We start from the raw sequence: 15,609 nt of genomic DNA, 5'->3' as shown, positions 1-15,609 counted from the left end.
GGGATTTGGGCATGAAGATTATAAACAACATAAAAGAAATAAGAAAACAAGTTAAGGATTGGAAAAATGATGGATTAAGTGTAGCACTTGTACCTACTATGGGATATTTACATGAAGGTCATGAAAGTTTGATAAAAAAAGCTAGTGAGAATAATGATAAAGTTATTGTAAGCATATTTGTAAATCCAATGCAATTTGGAATAAATGAAGATTTGTCTACATATCCAAGAGACATAAATAGAGATAGTAGTATATGTAAAAAAAATGGAGCTAGTGTAATATTTAATCCAAGTGTTGAAGAAATGTATAAAGATGGATTTAGCACTTTTGTAGATATGGACAATTTAACTTCTGAATTATGCGGGAAAAGCAGACCAACTCATTTTAGAGGAGTTTGTACGATTGTAAGCAAGCTATTTAATATAGTGAATCCAGATAAAGCATATTTTGGACAAAAAGATGCTCAACAACTTTCTATAATAAAACAAATGGTAAAAGATTTAAATATAGATACGGAGATTGTAGGTTGTCCTATAGTTAGAGAAGATGATGGATTAGCTAAGAGTTCAAGAAATACATATTTAAGCCAAGAAGAAAGACAAGCTGCAACTATAATAAATAGATCATTAAATAAGGCAAAATCTTTAATAGAAAGTGGAGAAAGAGCTTCTAAGAATATAATTGATTTTATAAAAAATGAAATTGGGAAAGAACCTCTAGCAAAAATTGATTATATTAGCATAGTTGATAATAACACTATAAAAAGCGTAACAACTGTTGAAGAGGGCTCATTGATTGCAGTTGCTGTTTTTATTGGAAATACAAGGTTAATAGATAATTTTATTTATAAATAAATAGGGTAAATATAAAAGGGATATTTTAAAATATCCCTTTTATATTTACTCTAAAATAATCTCCATAATTTCTCCATAATTAATTTTTATAATCCTTTTATAAATTTGTAGTTTTTATAACTGTAAAATAGAGACGAGAAAGAGGATTACAATTATGGAAAAATTAACACTTAAGCATATAAAAAATTTAAACTGGAGATTAATATTAAATGTTACACTTATATTTATATTTGGCCTTGTAATGCTAACAACTGCAACCCATGCAAATAGAACAGGTAACTATAGAGAAATAATGAAACAATTGTTGGCATTTGGTATAGGTGTTGGTTTAATAATTTTCACTATAAAAATTGACTATATTAAAATAGGTAAATTTTATAAGATTTTTTATATATTTACTATAATATTATTATTAAGTATATGGGTGCCTGGATTAGGAGTAGTACAAGAAGGATCTAGAAGATGGATAAAATTAGGGCCACTATATCTTCAAACATCAGAAATTGCGAAACTTACTTTTATAATAAGTTACGCTAAAATTGCAGAAGGATATAAAGGTAAACTAAATACCATAAAACAAATAATACCAGCGGTATTAAAAGCTATGCCAGTTTTACTTTTAATGTTAATACAGCCAGACTTAGGAGGAACTATAGTTTTTATATGTATAATGTTTGGAATGTTATTTGTATCAGGGCTTAATGGTAAAATAATAAGAAATACTATTTTAATAGGTGTATTATTATTACCGTTAATTTATACATGTTTAGCTCCGCATCAAAAAGTTAGAATAGAAGCTTTCTTAAATCCTAATGATTTAAGTTATAAAGGAAATTATCAAGTTGTCCAATCTATGATAGCTATAGGATCAGGGGGTGTAAAGGGTAAAGGTCTTTATGAAGGAACACAAAGTCAAAATGGTTTCTTACCAGTACCAGACAGTGACTTTATATTTGCTGTTATAGGAGAAGAATTAGGGTTAATAGGAATGGGAGCTTTAGTGCTATTATATGGAGCATTTTTATTAACAATGATAAAAGATGCAGAAGAATCAAAGGATTTTTATGGAACTTTAATTATAATTGGAGTAACTAGTATGTTTGCATATCAAATTATTCAAAATATAGGTATGACTATGGCATTAATACCTGTTACAGGAATAACACTTCCATTTATTAGTTATGGAGCAAGTTCTTTGGTTGGTTCTTTAGCGGCGCTAGGTTTAGTACTTAATGTTGGAATGAGGAAAAGAAAAATTAATTTTTAAGTGAAATTAATAAGAGATGAGGTAGGCGATGATAAATATACTACTTATAGATGATGAAAAAAAGATTTGTGAGTTTGTAAAAGCTTATTTAGATAAAGAAGGATATAAAACTGATGTAGGATACAATGGAAATGATGCTATTAATTATCTTGATAAAAATCAGTATGATATAGTTTTGTTAGACAGGATGTTGCCTGATATAAGTGGAGAAGAAATTTGTAATTATATACGAAATAATTGTAAATTTATGAATGTAGCTGTAATTATGTTAAGTGCAAAAACAGAAGATGATGATCGGATTGAAGGTTTTGAGCTAGGGTGTGACGATTATATATGCAAACCATTTAATGTAAAAGAATTAATTCTAAGAATAAAATCTGTATTAAAACGAAGTCATGATTTAGAAAATAATGAAAAAGTAAAATTTAAAAATCAAATTGAAATAAATACAAAAACCCATGAAGTGAAAGTTAGGGGAAAAAGTGTTGATTTAACTAATACAGAATATAAATTATTGTTAGTAATGACCTCAAATCCTAAAAAAATATATACTAGAGAAGAACTTTTAGAAAATGTAGTAGAAGACCATTTAGAAAAATTTGATAGAGTTATAGACAGTCATATAAAAAATTTAAGGCAAAAGATAGAAGTTGATTCTAGAAATTGCAAAATAATAAAAACTGTTTATGGAGTAGGATATAAATTTGAAGAAGAATAAAAAATATATTTCTCTAAATAGTCAAATTTTAATAGCATTTTCGGTTATAGTTACTTTAATAACAATTATTATTTCTATATTTATGAATTCATCATTTAAAAATGTATTTAGTAAGTATGTTGATGAGAACAATAAGGATGAGGTAAATCACCTTGTATTTGACCTACAAAATGTATATGACAATGATAAATGGGATGTAGAAAATATAAAACTTTTAGGAGAAGATGCAATAAGAAAAGGGATAGCTCTAGAGGTTTATAATAAAAATGGGGAATTGATTTGGAGTGTTTTTGAAGATGAAAAACTATTATCAAATCAAAGACTAAACACAATAAAAAAGAATATGAAAAGTATTAATCAAAATTGGAATGGAAAACTTAAAGAATATAAGTTTGACATATATGATAATAAGAAGTTAATAGGATATGAAAGGATAATACATTATGACTCTATTTACTATATGGAAGATGATCTTGAATTTTTAACTATTATGAATAAATTTATGATATTTATAAGTATAGTAGCTGTAATAAGCGTTATAATCATATCTGCAATAATTTCAAAGTCCATTTCTAACCCTATAAAAAATGTATCTAAAATAGCTAAAGTTATAGGAAGTGGAAACTATAAAAATAGATTGAACTATAAAAGTAATATAAAAGAAGTTAATGAACTTACAAAGTCTATAGATATGTTAGCTGAGGAACTCAATAAGGAAGAACTTTTAAGAAAGCAGTTAACAACTGATATAGCTCATGAACTTAGGACTCCTGTAACCAATATTCAAGGACATTTAGATGCTATTATTGATGGAATTTGGGATCCAACGCCAGAGAGGCTTACAAGTATAAGAGAAGAAGTTCAAAGGTTAGGAAAGTTAATAGGATCAATTAAAAATTTATCAACATTTGATAGTTCATTAAGTGAGTTGAATAAAACTAAAACTAATTTAAGCGATTTTATAAAAAATATAACATATACTTATGAATCAAAAGCTTTAGAAAAAAACATAAAAATTGAATATGAATTAAATGAAGTTTTTGCATATGTAGATAAAGAAAAATTTTCTCAAGTTATAGTTAATATTTTAGTAAATGCAATAAAATACACAAACTATGGAGGGTCTATTTTAATTAAAGTAGAGAATTATGATGATAGTATAAATATAGCTATAAAAGACAATGGAATTGGAATACCTAAAGAAGAATTACACTATATATTTGAAAGGTTTTATAGAGTTGATAAGTCAAGATCTAAAGATACTGGAGGTATAGGTGTGGGACTAGCTATATCAAAAGCTATAGTATATGAGCATGGAGGAGACATCTTAGTATATAGTGAATTAGGTCAAGGTAGTGAGTTTGTAATTAAGCTTCCAGTTATGTAAATAAAATATAACTTATTTATTGACAATAATAAATTTTATATAGTATATTTAAAATAGCACAAAGAGGTGCATTAGGAAGCAATGAAGCTCCATAGATTAATCTATGGAGTTTTTTTGTACTTAAAAAAGAAAAGGGGAAATACAAATGTACAACTTTGAAATAAAGACAAAGATAAGCTGCGGTATAGGAGCTTTAGAATCATTAAAAGATATAAAAAATAAAAAAATATTTATAATAACAGACCCATTTATGATTGAATCTAAAACAATAGATAAAATATTAATCAATCTAGAAGGAAATGATTGTGATATATTTAGTGAAATTGTACCAGATCCTCCAATTGAAACAGTTGTAAAAGGTATGGAGAGAATAAAAAATTACTCTCCAAATATAATTATTGCATTAGGTGGAGGCTCAGCAATTGATGCAGCTAAGGCAATTATGGATTTTTCAAAACAAATCTTTAAGATAGATGAAATTGAGTTTATTGCGATTCCAACAACTAGCGGAACAGGTTCAGAAGTAACGTCTTTTTCTGTAATAACAGATGCACAAAAAGGTACAAAATATCCACTTGTTTCAGATGATTTAATACCTAATAAAGCAATATTAGATCCAGAATTAGTAAAAACTGTTCCAAACTTTATAACGGCAGATACTGGTATGGATGTATTAACTCATGCTATAGAAGCTTATGTATCAACAGATAGTAATGATTTTTCTGATGCATTAGCAGAAAAGGCAATAAAACTTGTACACGAATATTTAATTGATGCATATAAAGATGGATCAAATTTAGAAGCTAGAGAAAAAATGCATAATGCATCATGTATGGCAGGATTAGCATTTAACCAAGCGTCACTAGGTTTAAATCATGGTATAGCACATATAGTAGGTGCAAAATTCCATATACCTCATGGAAGAACTAACTCAATATTACTTCCTTATGTTATAGAATATAATGCTAATATTTCAGGATATAATAATGCATCTTACTCAGACACTGCTAAAAAATATGCACAAATTGCTAAAATGTTAGGACTAGAAGCTCCTAATGTTAGATTAGGTGTGAAAAATTTAGTAAATGAAATTAAGAAAATGCAAAAAAATATGAATATGCCGATGAAGTTAACAGATTGTAAAGTGAATAAAGTTGACGTTGAAAATTTATTACCAGAAATTGCACAACTTGCTTTAAAAGATGGATGCACTAAGACAAACCCTAGAATTCCAAATGATTCGGGAATAATCGACATATTAAAACAAATAATTTAATAAAAACTTAATAAAATGGTTTTTTAAATATTTTGAAATAAATATTGACAAGTGGAAAACGTATATCTATAATTAAATTATCACAAGGGCGTGATAATTGATTAAAAAGCAACGGAGCTTCTTAAAGATATATTGATAGTATATATTTTTAAGGAGCTTTATTTGATTTAAGAAAGAAGGTTTCAAAATGACAGAAGAAACTAAAAGTAGAGTTATTCAGGAATACGTTCCTGGAAAACAAGTTACATTAGCACATGTAATAGCGAATCCAAATGAAGATATATACAAAAAATTAGGACTTATAATAGATAAAAAAGATGCAATAGGCATACTTACAATAACTCCAAGTGAAGCATCAATTATAGCTGCAGATGTAGCAACGAAAGCATCAGGTGTACAATTAGGGTTTATAGATAGATTTAGTGGATCCGTAGTTGTCACAGGAGATATAAGTTCTGTTGAATCAGCACTTAATGAAGTTGTAGAAGTGCTAGGAAATATGTTAAACTTTACATCAACAAAGATAACGAGGACTTAATTATGAAAAATATAATATTTATGGGTAAAACAGGTAGTGGAAAAACAACATTATGCCAAAAGCTTGATGATTTAGAAATAAAGTATAATAAAACTCAATCAGTTGAATTATACAATCAATCAATAGATACACCTGGAGAATATATTGAGAATAGAAGTTTGTATAGTGCACTTATAACTACAGCTGTAGATGCAAAAACTATAGCATTAGTATACGACCCTACACAAGGTGAAGGATATATTGCACCAGGATTTGCTAGTATATTTGCTAAAAATGTAATAGGAATAATTACAAAAATAGATATAGCAAATGAAGATGAAATTGAACTAGCAAAAGAAAAGCTGAAAATGGCAGGTGTTAATGAGATATTTTTAGTAGATACTATCAAAGGCATAGGTATTGAAGAGTTATTTGAATATTTAAGTTAGCTAAAGTGAGGTGGCAACATATGAAAGGAAATATATTGGTAGTCGATGATGAACCAATAATCAGAATGGATATAAAAGACATTTTAACTGATAGAGGATATAATGTTGTTGGAGAAGCATGTGATGGATTTGAAGCTGTTGAAGCATGCAAAAAGTATAATCCTGATTTAGTTATAATGGATATAGATATGCCAATGTTAGATGGACTTAAAGCTGGTAAGATAATAACAAAAGATAACTTAGCAGGAGGAATACTTTTATCAACTTCTTTTGAAGGAGATGAGTATTTGAAAAAAGCAAAAGAAATAGGTGCCTTTGGATACCTAGTAAAACCTATTAATGAAAAAATATTTATACCTACAGTTGAAATGTGTATAGGTAAAGTAAGAGAATTTGAAAAAATGAAAAAAGACCTCGATAAGATAAGCAATAAGTTGACTGAAAGGAAGTTAGTAGAAAGAGCTAAAGGGATACTTATAAGAGAATTTGAAATTGATGAGGAAGAAGCATATACAAGAATAAGAAAACTTAGTATGGATAAAAGAACTTCTATGCTTGAAATTGCAAAAACTATTATTATAGGTTACGAGGAATAATCATATGATAAAAGAGTTATGTCAAGAGTATTCTAACTTAAATAGTGAAGAAATTGACAAAGTAATTGATATTTCAAAATCCTTAGATCTAATGGCTAACTTTTATGAAAGTGATGTCTTTATAGACATATTAACAAAAAACCAAGAAGAGGCTATTGTAGTAGCTCATGGAAAAGCTAAAAATAATTCTATTTACAGACATACTGTAGTAGGAAAAAAGGCTTTGAGTATAAATGAACCAGGAGTTATAAATACACTACTAACAGGAGTTACCTCAAAAGATATAAAAGCTTTAACACAAGAGTATAAGCTTGTGAGGCAAAGCATACAACCTATAGAACTAAATGATAAAACAATTGCAGTATTGATTGTAGAAAAAGACATAAGTAAAGAGTTAAAAGATGAATTTGATACAAACAAAAAAGAATCAAAAGAATTAATAAACTTAATAAAGCAAAACAGTTTTATAACTGATAATTTAAATGCTGCTATACTTGTGTTTGATAAATACGGAAGTTTAAAATTTAAGAACAAAAATACTGTAAAAATATATGAAGCTATAGGAATGAAAAAAGATTTAGAAGATGTTAAATATGACGAGATATCATTAGAAAGTGAGAAATTTATTGATATTATAAAAAGTCATAAAATAGAACAAGTAAGGGAAGTAAATATAAATTATTGCTTCTTTGAAGTAAAAACAATAGTTAGAAAATCTGAAGAACTTAGAGTAATTCAAATAATACAAGATATAACTGAATTGAAAGAAAAAGAAGCTGAACTTGTTTTTAAATCAATTGCAGTTAAAGAAACTCATCATAGAGTAAAAAATAATCTTCAAACTGTAATTTCCTTGCTTAGAAAACAAAGTAGACTAACAGATAACGAAGAAGTTAAGATGTGTCTAGACAATGTGACTAACAGGGTGTTTGCAATACTATCTAATCATCATTTGTTATCAAAGCAAATGGATAATAGTATAAGTATTTTGCAGGCTATAAACTTATTAATCAGCAATATTCAAGGTGGATATTGTGATGATAAAAATATAAACATATACATTACAGGTGAAGATTTTAAAATAAATGGAGAAAAATCCAGTGCATTGCTACTAGCTATAAATGAAGCTATCCAAAATTGTTATGACCATGCTTTTGAAGGTAAAGATAGTGGCAATATACAAGTGCTAGTAAATGAAGAAGGCAATAAAAATATTATAGCTATCGTTGATGATGGAATTGGATTTAAGAATGATGCTAAATTAAAAACCAATTTAGGTACATTTATAATCGATAGTTACATAAAACAGGTTCTAAAAGGTGATGTTGAAAAAATATCCACTGATAAAGGAACAAAAATAATTTTTAAAATTCCAAAATAATTTAATATATGTATTAATAACTATATCTACAAAGTGGTAGTATTAATTAAGCAAAGGGGCTTAAGGTTATTGATAAGTTAGGTAAATATATACCTAAACTTATTATAACTTTAAGCCTCTTTGCTTGTTTAAAACACACTTTGTGTATGGAGGTGAATAAATGAAAGAAGAGTTATTAAGTGTTGGAATTGATATAGGAACAAGTACTACACAACTTATATTTTCAAAGTTAATAGTAGAAAATATGGCTTCAAGCTTTTCAGTTCCAAGAATTAGTATTGTAGATAAAGAAATTATTTACAAGAGTGAAGTTTATTTTACTCCACTTATTTCTAACACTGAAATTGATAGAGATAAAATTAAAGAACTAGTAGAACTAGAGTACAAAAAAGCTAAAATTTGTAAATCAGATATACAAACTGGAGCAGTTATTATAACAGGTGAAACTGCTAGAAAAGAAAATGCAAATGATGTACTTCATTCATTAAGTGGTTTTGCAGGAGACTTTGTAGTTGCAACAGCTGGACCTGACTTAGAAAGTATTATTTCTGGAAAAGGCGCAGGAGCACATATATATTCAAAAGAACACTCAACGAGTGTTGTGAATCTAGACATAGGAGGAGGAACAACAAACTTAGCGCTTTTTAAAAGAGGAGAAGTTTGTGATACTGGATGTTTAGACATAGGTGGAAGGCTTATAAAAATTGATAAGACAACAAAAAAAATTATATATATATCACCTAAGATTAAAGAGATTATAAAAAATAACAAATTAAATTTAGATGTAGGAACTATTGCTACAGTTGAAAATTTAAAGCCTGTTATAGATATAATGGTTAAATTGTTGCTTGAAAGTGTAGGCATAAGACCTAAAAGTGAACTATTTGATTATATAGTTACCAACAAAAATATTAAATTAGATGAAGATATAAAATGTATATCTTTCTCTGGTGGAGTTGCAGATTACGTTTATTATGATGGCGAAATCGATGATTACTTCAAATATGGAGACATAGGTATTTTACTTGGTCAAGCTATTAAAAACTGTGAAGAATTCAAAAATCTTAAAATTATAAGATCTATGGAAACTATAAGAGCAACTGTTGTAGGAGCAGGGTCTCATACAACTGAGGTTAGTGGAAGTACTATAACATATACTAGCGAAAGTTTTCCTCTTAAAAATTTACCAGTTTTAAAATTATCAAAGGAAGATGAAACAGGAGATAGTCAGCACATAAGTAAAGCAATAAAAAATAAATTAAATTGGTTTAAATTAGAAAATGATCTTCAAAATATTGTAATTGCTATTGAAGGTAAATCAAATCCTAGTTTCTCAGATATACAAACATATGCAGATGGGCTAGTAGATGGAATGCAAGAAATAATCGATAGAGATTTAGAATTTATAGTTATTGTTGAATGTGATATGGCTAAGGTTTTAGGTCAAAGTATGTATTCCAAGTTGAACTTTAAAAAGAACTTAATATGCCTAGATAGCGTTAAAGTTGAAAATGGAGATTATATAGATATTGGAAAGCCAATAGCACAAGGTCAAGTATTACCAGTAGTAATAAAGACACTGGTTTTTAACTAATAAAAGGAGGTAAGTCAATGATTTTACAAACGAAACTATTTGGACATACGTATAAGTTTAATGGGTTATACGATGTAATGGCTAAGGCTAATGAAGAAAAATCAGGAGATAAGTTAGCAGGCGTTGCGGCTACTTCTTCAGAGGAAAGAGTTGCAGCTAAGGTTGTTTTATCTAATATAAAGTTAGAAGATATAAAAAATAACCCAGCGGTACCTTATGAAATAGATGAAGTTACAAGAATAATAATAGATGACTTAAATGAAAAAATATATGAGGAAATAAAAGATTGGACAGTATCAGACTTAAGAGAATGGTTACTAGACTCAAATACTACAAGTGATGATATAAGCAGAATTTCAAGAGGATTAACTTCTGAAATGATAGCTGCAGTTGCAAAATTAATGTCTAATATGGATTTAGTTTATGCAGCTAAAAAAATAATAGTAAAAGCACATTGTAACACAACAATAGGAGAACCAGGAACTTTATCAGCAAGACTTCAACCAAACCATCCAACAGATGATCCAGATGGAATTTTAGCATCACTTTTAGAAGGATTAACTTATGGAATAGGAGATGCAGTACTTGGATTAAACCCTGTTGATGACTCAGTTGAGAGTGTAACTAAAGTTTTAAAAAGATTTGAAGAAGTAAAACAAAAATTTGATATACCTACTCAAATTTGTGTACTTGCACACGTTACTACTCAAATGGAAGCTGTTAGAAAAGGTGCTCCAACAGACCTTATATTCCAATCAATTGCAGGTTCTCAAAAGGGAAATGAAGCATTTGGATTTGATGCTGCAACAATTGAAGAAGCAAGACAATTAGTTTTAAAACAAGGAACTTGCACAGGACCAAATGTAATGTACTTTGAAACAGGACAAGGTTCAGAACTTTCATCAGAAGCTCACCATGGAATAGATCAGGTTACTATGGAAGCTAGATGTTATGGATTTGCAAAGAGATTTAATCCATTCTTAGTAAACACAGTTGTTGGTTTTATAGGGCCTGAATACTTATACGATGCAAAAGAAGTTATAAGAGCAGGACTTGAAGATCACTTTATGGGTAAATTAAGCGGATTACCAATGGGTGTTGATGCTTGTTACACAAACCATATGAAAGCAGATCAAAATGATATAGAAAATTTAGCTATTTTATTAACAGCAGCAGGATGTACATACTTTATGGGAATACCTCATGGAGATGATGTAATGCTTAACTATCAAACAACAGGATACCATGAAACAGCTGCTCTTAGAGAAATGTTTGGATTAACAGCAATTAAGAAGTTTGACAGCTGGTTAGAAAATATGGAATTTAGTAAAGATGGTAAGTTATTAGAAAAAGCAGGAGATGGATCTATATTATTAGGATAGGGGGCTAAGTTATGAACGAAAAAGATTTAAAAACATTAGTAGAGCAACTAGTTGGCCAAATGGTTGGACAAATTGATACAAACTCAATAAACGAGGTAACAAAGCAGGTTGCTACACAAATAGATGGAAATGATGAATTTATAGAAGATATAACAACAGTAGATATAAAGAAACAATTATTAGTTGAAAATCCAAAGGATAAAGATGCTTACTTAGATATGAAAGCAAAAACTCCTGCAAGATTAGGAACTGGAAGATGTGGAGCAAGATATAAAACAGCTACTGCACTAAGATTTAGAGCAGACCATGCTGCGGCGCAAGACTCTGTTTTCTCATATGTTTCTGATGAATTTATAAAAGAAAACAACTTATTCGAAGTTGAAACACTTTGTGAAAGTAAAGATGAATATATAACAAGACCAGATCTTGGAAGAAGATTTTCAAAAGAAACTATAGATAAGGTAAAGTCTAAGTTTGGAACTAATCAAAAAGTATTATTAATGGCAGGAGATGGATTAAGTTCAGCAGCAATAGAAGCTAACTTAAAAGATATAGTACCAGCTATAAAGCAAGGTTTAAAAATGTATGGAATAGATTCTAGTGAAATATTATTTGTTAAACATTGTAGAGTTGGAGCTATGGATCACCTAGGAGAAGAATTAGGAAGCGAAGTTATATGTATGTTAGTAGGAGAAAGACCAGGTCTTGTAACTGCAGAATCTATGTCAGCATACATTGCATACAAACCATATATAGGAATGGCAGAAGCTAAGAGAACTGTTATATCAAATATCCACAAAGGTGGAACTACAGCAGTTGAGGCTGGTGCACACATAGCAGAATTAATAAAAACTATGTTAGAGAAAAAAGTTTCAGGAATAGATCTTAAGTAATCTATATAGGAGGAGTTAAACTATGAAAAATGATGCAATACGTCCTAATGTCCTAGGAGTAAAGATAATTTCAAATGTAAGTCCGGAAATGGCTAAAAAATTAAATTTAGAACAACATCATAAAAGTTTAGGATTAATAACAGCTGATTGTGATGATGTAACATATACTGCTCTTGATGAAGCAACAAAAGCAGCAGAAGTAGATGTAGTTTATGCAAAATCAATGTATGCAGGAGCGGCAAACGCTTCAACAAAATTAGCTGGAGAAGTAATCGGAATTATAGCAGGACCAAGTCCAGCAGAAGTAAGAAGTGGATTAAATGCAGTTTTAGATTTTATGGAATATGGAGCAACTTTTATAAGTGCTAATGATGATGATTCAATAGCATATTATGCTCACTGTGTTTCAAGAACAGGAACTTACCTTTCAAAGGTAGCAAACATAAGAGAAGGAGAGGCATTAGCTTACCTAGTAGCACCTCCACTTGAAGCTATGTATGCTTTAGATGCAGCACTTAAAGCAGCAGACGTTTCTTTATGTGAGTTATTTGAACCACCTACAGAAACAAACTTTGCAGGAGCACTTCTTACAGGTTCGCAGTCAGCTTGTAAGGCAGCATGTGATGCTTTTGCACAAGCTGTTATAGCTGTAGCAGATAACCCAACAGGATTTTAAGGTTAGATAATGAATGCTTTAGGATTAGTTGAAACAATTGGTTATGTTGCTGCGATAGAAGCTCTAGATGTTTGTTTAAAATCTGCAAGCGTAGAAGTTGTTGGAATACAAAAGGTAGGACAAGGTATAGTTACAATTGAGGTAAGTGGAGATGTTGGAGCTGTAAAGTCAGCAGTAGAAGCTGCTAAGTATGCTGTTGAGAAAGTAGGAGTATTAAGAGCTACACATGTGATACCAAGATTACATGCAGATGTACACGATGCCTTATTTAAAAAAGAAGATATTAAAAGTGTAGAAGAAGAAACTGTACATGAAATAGAAGAAAAAGAAATAGAAACAGAAGTTGAAATAAAAGAAAAAGAAATAGAAACAGAAGTTGAAATAAAAGAAGTAGAAGATACTCAAGAAGAGATAGAAATAGATAGTGTAGACGTAGAAGAACACAATGAGAAGAAAGATGAGTTAGAAAAACCTAATTTATCAAATCTTAGTGTAAAAGAACTTAAAAACTTAGCTAAGTCATTGGGATCAACAAAGACATCTAAAGAATTAAATGCTTTAAAGAAAGAAGAATTAATTTCTTTAGTAGATAAGTTTTATAGAGAGGATGAGTAAAAATGACACTTTTAGATAAAGATTTAGTATCAATACAAGAAGTTAGAACTCTTGTGAAAAATGCTAAAGCTGCACAGCAAAAACTAGAATCTATGAACCAAGAACAAATAGATAAAATAGTAAAAGCTATCGCAGATGCAGGATTTGAAAATGCTGAAAAGCTAGCTAAAATGGCTAATGAAGAAACTGGATTTGGAAAATATGAAGATAAAATAATTAAAAATGTATTTGCATCTAAGATGGTTTATGAAACTTTAAAAGATACAAAAACAGTTGGGATAATAGGTGAAAATAGAGAAAACAAAACTATAGATATAGCAACACCAGTTGGCGTTGTAGCTGGACTTATACCATCAACTAACCCAACATCTACTGTAATATATAAAGCTATGATTGCTTTAAAAGGTGGAAATGCTATAGTATTTTCTCCACACCCAAATGCTAAAAAGTGTATCCTTGAAACTGTAGAAATAATAAGAAATGCAGCAGTTAATGCAGGATGCCCAAAAGATGCAATAGGATGTATAACAATACCTAGTTTACAAGGTACAAGTGAATTAATGAAGCATAAATTAACTTCACTAATACTTGCAACAGGTGGAGAAGCAATGGTTAAAGCTGCATATTCATCAGGAACACCAGCTATAGGGGTTGGACCTGGAAATGGACCAGCTTTTATAGATAAAAGTGCAGATATCAAACTAGCTGTTAAGAGAATAATAGATTCTAAAACATTTGACAATGGAACTATATGTGCATCAGAACAATCTATAGTAATAGAAGAATCTATTGAAAATGAAGTTGTAAGTGAACTTAAAAATCAAGGAGCTTACTTATTAAATGAAGAGGAAAGCCAAAAACTTTCAAAATTCATAATGAGAGCTAATGGAACTATGAATCCTCAAATAGTTGGTAAAAGTGTTGAAACTATTTGTAAATTAGCAAATTTAAACAACGTACCAAATTCAGCTAAAGTTTTAGTAGCAAGAGAAACAAAAGTAGGACCAGATGTAGCTTACTCTAGAGAAAAGCTTACACCAATACTTGCATTCTATGTAGAAAAAAATATAGATTCTGTAATAACTAGATGTAGAGAAATACTATTAAATGAAGGGGCTGGGCATACATTCTCAATGCATGCAAACAATGAAGAACTAGTAAAAATATTTGCTCTTCATATGCCAGTATCTAGAGTTTTAGTAAATACTCCATCTACGCTTGGAGGAATAGGAGCTTCAACAAACTTAACTCCAGCTCTAACATTAGGATGTGGAGCTATAGGTGGAAGTTCAACATCAAACAATATAGGACCACTTGATTTAATAAATATTAAAAAAGTAGCCTATGGAGTTAAAGAAATGGAAGAAATAAGAGGAGATAGACCTCAAAATACAAATGTAAACATATCTTTAGATGACAACGAAGACTTAATAAATATTTTAGTGAAAAGAATAATTGAAGAATTAAGATAATTAAAAAGTATACTAAATAAAAAAATAAAATAAACTATAAAAATTTTGGAGGATAAGATTATGGCAAACGCAAACGCATTAGGAATGATAGAAACTAAAGGATTAGTAGGAGCAATAGAAGCAGCAGATGCAATGGTTAAAGCAGCAAACGTTCAATTAGTTGGAAAAGAGCAAGTTGGTGGAGGATTAGTTACAGTAATGGTAAGAGGAGATGTTGGAGCTGTAAAAGCTGCAACAGATGCAGGAGCAGCAGCAGCTGAAAGAGTAGGAGAATTAGTATCAGTACACGTTATACCAAGACCACACTTTGAAGTAGACGCTATATTACCAAAAGTTAGCGAAAAGTAATAAAAATTTAAGTAAATAGGGGTTGTTTCAATTGAGACACCCCTATTTACACATCCGATAGGAGTTGTGAGGATATGGGTGTTTTAACAGAAAGTGAAGTAAGAAAAAAAATAGGACATACAGATGTAAAAGAGTTTTATATAGAAAAGGGGCAAATTATAACTCCTTCAGCAAAATCGTATTT

16 protein-coding genes are annotated in these 15,609 nt (G+C 29.6%); all 16 read left to right on the top strand.

What is annotated here, in order from left to right:
* Positions 1-11: 11 nt before the first annotated feature.
* The 16 genes from panC to eutM all read left to right on the top strand — a co-directional run bounded on the left by panC (position 12) and on the right by eutM (position 15,425).
* Positions 12-854 carry a pantoate--beta-alanine ligase gene (gene panC / locus ACRDDE_RS04980; RefSeq protein WP_438625959.1) on the top strand — a complete coding sequence of 281 codons (843 nt, stop codon included), beginning with the start codon at positions 12-14 and terminating at the stop codon, positions 852-854.
* A 154-nt stretch (positions 855-1,008) separates the two neighbouring features.
* Complete coding sequence (locus tag ACRDDE_RS04975) at positions 1,009-2,121, top strand: FtsW/RodA/SpoVE family cell cycle protein (RefSeq protein ID WP_438625957.1); 1,113 nt, start codon at positions 1,009-1,011, stop codon at positions 2,119-2,121.
* A 28-nt stretch (positions 2,122-2,149) separates the two neighbouring features.
* Positions 2,150-2,839 carry a response regulator transcription factor gene (locus ACRDDE_RS04970; protein ID WP_438625955.1) on the top strand — a complete coding sequence of 230 codons (690 nt, stop codon included), beginning with the start codon at positions 2,150-2,152 and terminating at the stop codon, positions 2,837-2,839.
* Positions 2,826-4,226, top strand: a complete 1,401-nt coding sequence (locus ACRDDE_RS04965) for a HAMP domain-containing sensor histidine kinase (protein ID WP_438625953.1) — start codon at positions 2,826-2,828, stop codon at positions 4,224-4,226. The genes ACRDDE_RS04970 and ACRDDE_RS04965 overlap by 14 nt, the downstream gene beginning before the upstream one ends.
* Before the next feature lie 145 nt (positions 4,227-4,371).
* Positions 4,372-5,502 carry a 1-propanol dehydrogenase PduQ gene (locus ACRDDE_RS04960; RefSeq protein WP_438625951.1) on the top strand — a complete coding sequence of 377 codons (1,131 nt, stop codon included), beginning with the start codon at positions 4,372-4,374 and terminating at the stop codon, positions 5,500-5,502.
* A gap of 187 nt (positions 5,503-5,689) precedes the next feature.
* Positions 5,690-6,040: an ethanolamine utilization microcompartment protein EutS gene (eutS, locus tag ACRDDE_RS04955; RefSeq protein WP_021429273.1), complete on the top strand. Its 351-nt coding sequence runs from the start codon at positions 5,690-5,692 to the stop codon at positions 6,038-6,040.
* Between the two features lie 2 nt (positions 6,041-6,042).
* The gene (locus ACRDDE_RS04950) at positions 6,043-6,468 is read left to right on the top strand and encodes a EutP/PduV family microcompartment system protein (protein WP_438625950.1); all 426 of its coding nucleotides are present in this window, start codon (positions 6,043-6,045) and stop codon (positions 6,466-6,468) included.
* 20 nt (positions 6,469-6,488) lie between these two features.
* Positions 6,489-7,064 carry an ANTAR domain-containing response regulator gene (locus tag ACRDDE_RS04945; RefSeq protein ID WP_021432397.1) on the top strand — a complete coding sequence of 192 codons (576 nt, stop codon included), beginning with the start codon at positions 6,489-6,491 and terminating at the stop codon, positions 7,062-7,064.
* Between the two features lie 4 nt (positions 7,065-7,068).
* Complete coding sequence (locus ACRDDE_RS04940) at positions 7,069-8,445, top strand: histidine kinase N-terminal domain-containing protein (protein ID WP_438625948.1); 1,377 nt, start codon at positions 7,069-7,071, stop codon at positions 8,443-8,445.
* A 160-nt stretch (positions 8,446-8,605) separates the two neighbouring features.
* On the top strand, positions 8,606-10,039 hold the full coding sequence (gene eutA, locus ACRDDE_RS04935; protein WP_438625947.1) for an ethanolamine ammonia-lyase reactivating factor EutA: 1,434 nt from the start codon (positions 8,606-8,608) through the stop codon (positions 10,037-10,039).
* Between the two features lie 17 nt (positions 10,040-10,056).
* Complete coding sequence (locus ACRDDE_RS04930; RefSeq protein ID WP_438625945.1) at positions 10,057-11,421, top strand: ethanolamine ammonia-lyase subunit EutB; 1,365 nt, start codon at positions 10,057-10,059, stop codon at positions 11,419-11,421.
* Positions 11,422-11,432: 11 nt separating this feature from the next.
* Positions 11,433-12,314: an ethanolamine ammonia-lyase subunit EutC gene (gene eutC / locus ACRDDE_RS04925; protein ID WP_021432401.1), complete on the top strand. Its 882-nt coding sequence runs from the start codon at positions 11,433-11,435 to the stop codon at positions 12,312-12,314.
* Positions 12,315-12,336: 22 nt separating this feature from the next.
* Positions 12,337-12,990, top strand: coding sequence for an ethanolamine utilization microcompartment protein EutL (gene eutL, locus ACRDDE_RS04920; protein ID WP_021429304.1), 654 nt, complete (start codon positions 12,337-12,339; stop codon positions 12,988-12,990).
* Positions 12,991-12,999: 9 nt separating this feature from the next.
* The gene (locus ACRDDE_RS04915) at positions 13,000-13,605 is read left to right on the top strand and encodes a BMC domain-containing protein (RefSeq protein WP_438625943.1); all 606 of its coding nucleotides are present in this window, start codon (positions 13,000-13,002) and stop codon (positions 13,603-13,605) included.
* A 2-nt stretch (positions 13,606-13,607) separates the two neighbouring features.
* Positions 13,608-15,077 carry an acetaldehyde dehydrogenase (acetylating) gene (locus ACRDDE_RS04910; RefSeq protein WP_438625941.1) on the top strand — a complete coding sequence of 490 codons (1,470 nt, stop codon included), beginning with the start codon at positions 13,608-13,610 and terminating at the stop codon, positions 15,075-15,077.
* Between the two features lie 60 nt (positions 15,078-15,137).
* Positions 15,138-15,425 (top strand): ethanolamine utilization microcompartment protein EutM, encoded by a 288-nt coding sequence (gene eutM, locus ACRDDE_RS04905; RefSeq protein ID WP_021429341.1) that lies wholly within the window; start codon positions 15,138-15,140, stop codon positions 15,423-15,425.
* The last annotated feature ends 184 nt before the right edge of the window (positions 15,426-15,609 follow it).

This window comes from Paraclostridium sp., from assembly GCF_051656405.1.
In the GTDB taxonomy this organism is placed as follows: Bacteria; Bacillota; Clostridia; order Peptostreptococcales; family Peptostreptococcaceae; genus Paraclostridium.
The sequence above is the reverse complement of the archived record's forward strand: the minus strand, read 5'-3'. Positions and strand labels throughout refer to the sequence as shown.

What these genes read in the sequence shown, in the direction of transcription:
- panC (WP_438625959.1), top strand. Translation starts at nt 12, where the DNA reads ATGAAGATTATAAACAACATAAAAGAAATAAGAAAACAAGTTAAGGAT.
- ACRDDE_RS04975 (WP_438625957.1), top strand. Translation starts at nt 1,009, where the DNA reads ATGGAAAAATTAACACTTAAGCATATAAAAAATTTAAACTGGAGATTA.
- ACRDDE_RS04970 (WP_438625955.1), top strand. Translation starts at nt 2,150, where the DNA reads ATGATAAATATACTACTTATAGATGATGAAAAAAAGATTTGTGAGTTT.
- ACRDDE_RS04960 (WP_438625951.1), top strand. Translation starts at nt 4,372, where the DNA reads ATGTACAACTTTGAAATAAAGACAAAGATAAGCTGCGGTATAGGAGCT.
- eutS (WP_021429273.1), top strand. Translation starts at nt 5,690, where the DNA reads ATGACAGAAGAAACTAAAAGTAGAGTTATTCAGGAATACGTTCCTGGA.
- ACRDDE_RS04950 (WP_438625950.1), top strand. Translation starts at nt 6,043, where the DNA reads ATGAAAAATATAATATTTATGGGTAAAACAGGTAGTGGAAAAACAACA.
- ACRDDE_RS04945 (WP_021432397.1), top strand. Translation starts at nt 6,489, where the DNA reads ATGAAAGGAAATATATTGGTAGTCGATGATGAACCAATAATCAGAATG.
- ACRDDE_RS04940 (WP_438625948.1), top strand. Translation starts at nt 7,069, where the DNA reads ATGATAAAAGAGTTATGTCAAGAGTATTCTAACTTAAATAGTGAAGAA.
- eutA (WP_438625947.1), top strand. Translation starts at nt 8,606, where the DNA reads ATGAAAGAAGAGTTATTAAGTGTTGGAATTGATATAGGAACAAGTACT.
- ACRDDE_RS04930 (WP_438625945.1), top strand. Translation starts at nt 10,057, where the DNA reads ATGATTTTACAAACGAAACTATTTGGACATACGTATAAGTTTAATGGG.
- eutC (WP_021432401.1), top strand. Translation starts at nt 11,433, where the DNA reads ATGAACGAAAAAGATTTAAAAACATTAGTAGAGCAACTAGTTGGCCAA.
- eutL (WP_021429304.1), top strand. Translation starts at nt 12,337, where the DNA reads ATGAAAAATGATGCAATACGTCCTAATGTCCTAGGAGTAAAGATAATT.
- ACRDDE_RS04915 (WP_438625943.1), top strand. Translation starts at nt 13,000, where the DNA reads ATGAATGCTTTAGGATTAGTTGAAACAATTGGTTATGTTGCTGCGATA.
- ACRDDE_RS04910 (WP_438625941.1), top strand. Translation starts at nt 13,608, where the DNA reads ATGACACTTTTAGATAAAGATTTAGTATCAATACAAGAAGTTAGAACT.
- eutM (WP_021429341.1), top strand. Translation starts at nt 15,138, where the DNA reads ATGGCAAACGCAAACGCATTAGGAATGATAGAAACTAAAGGATTAGTA.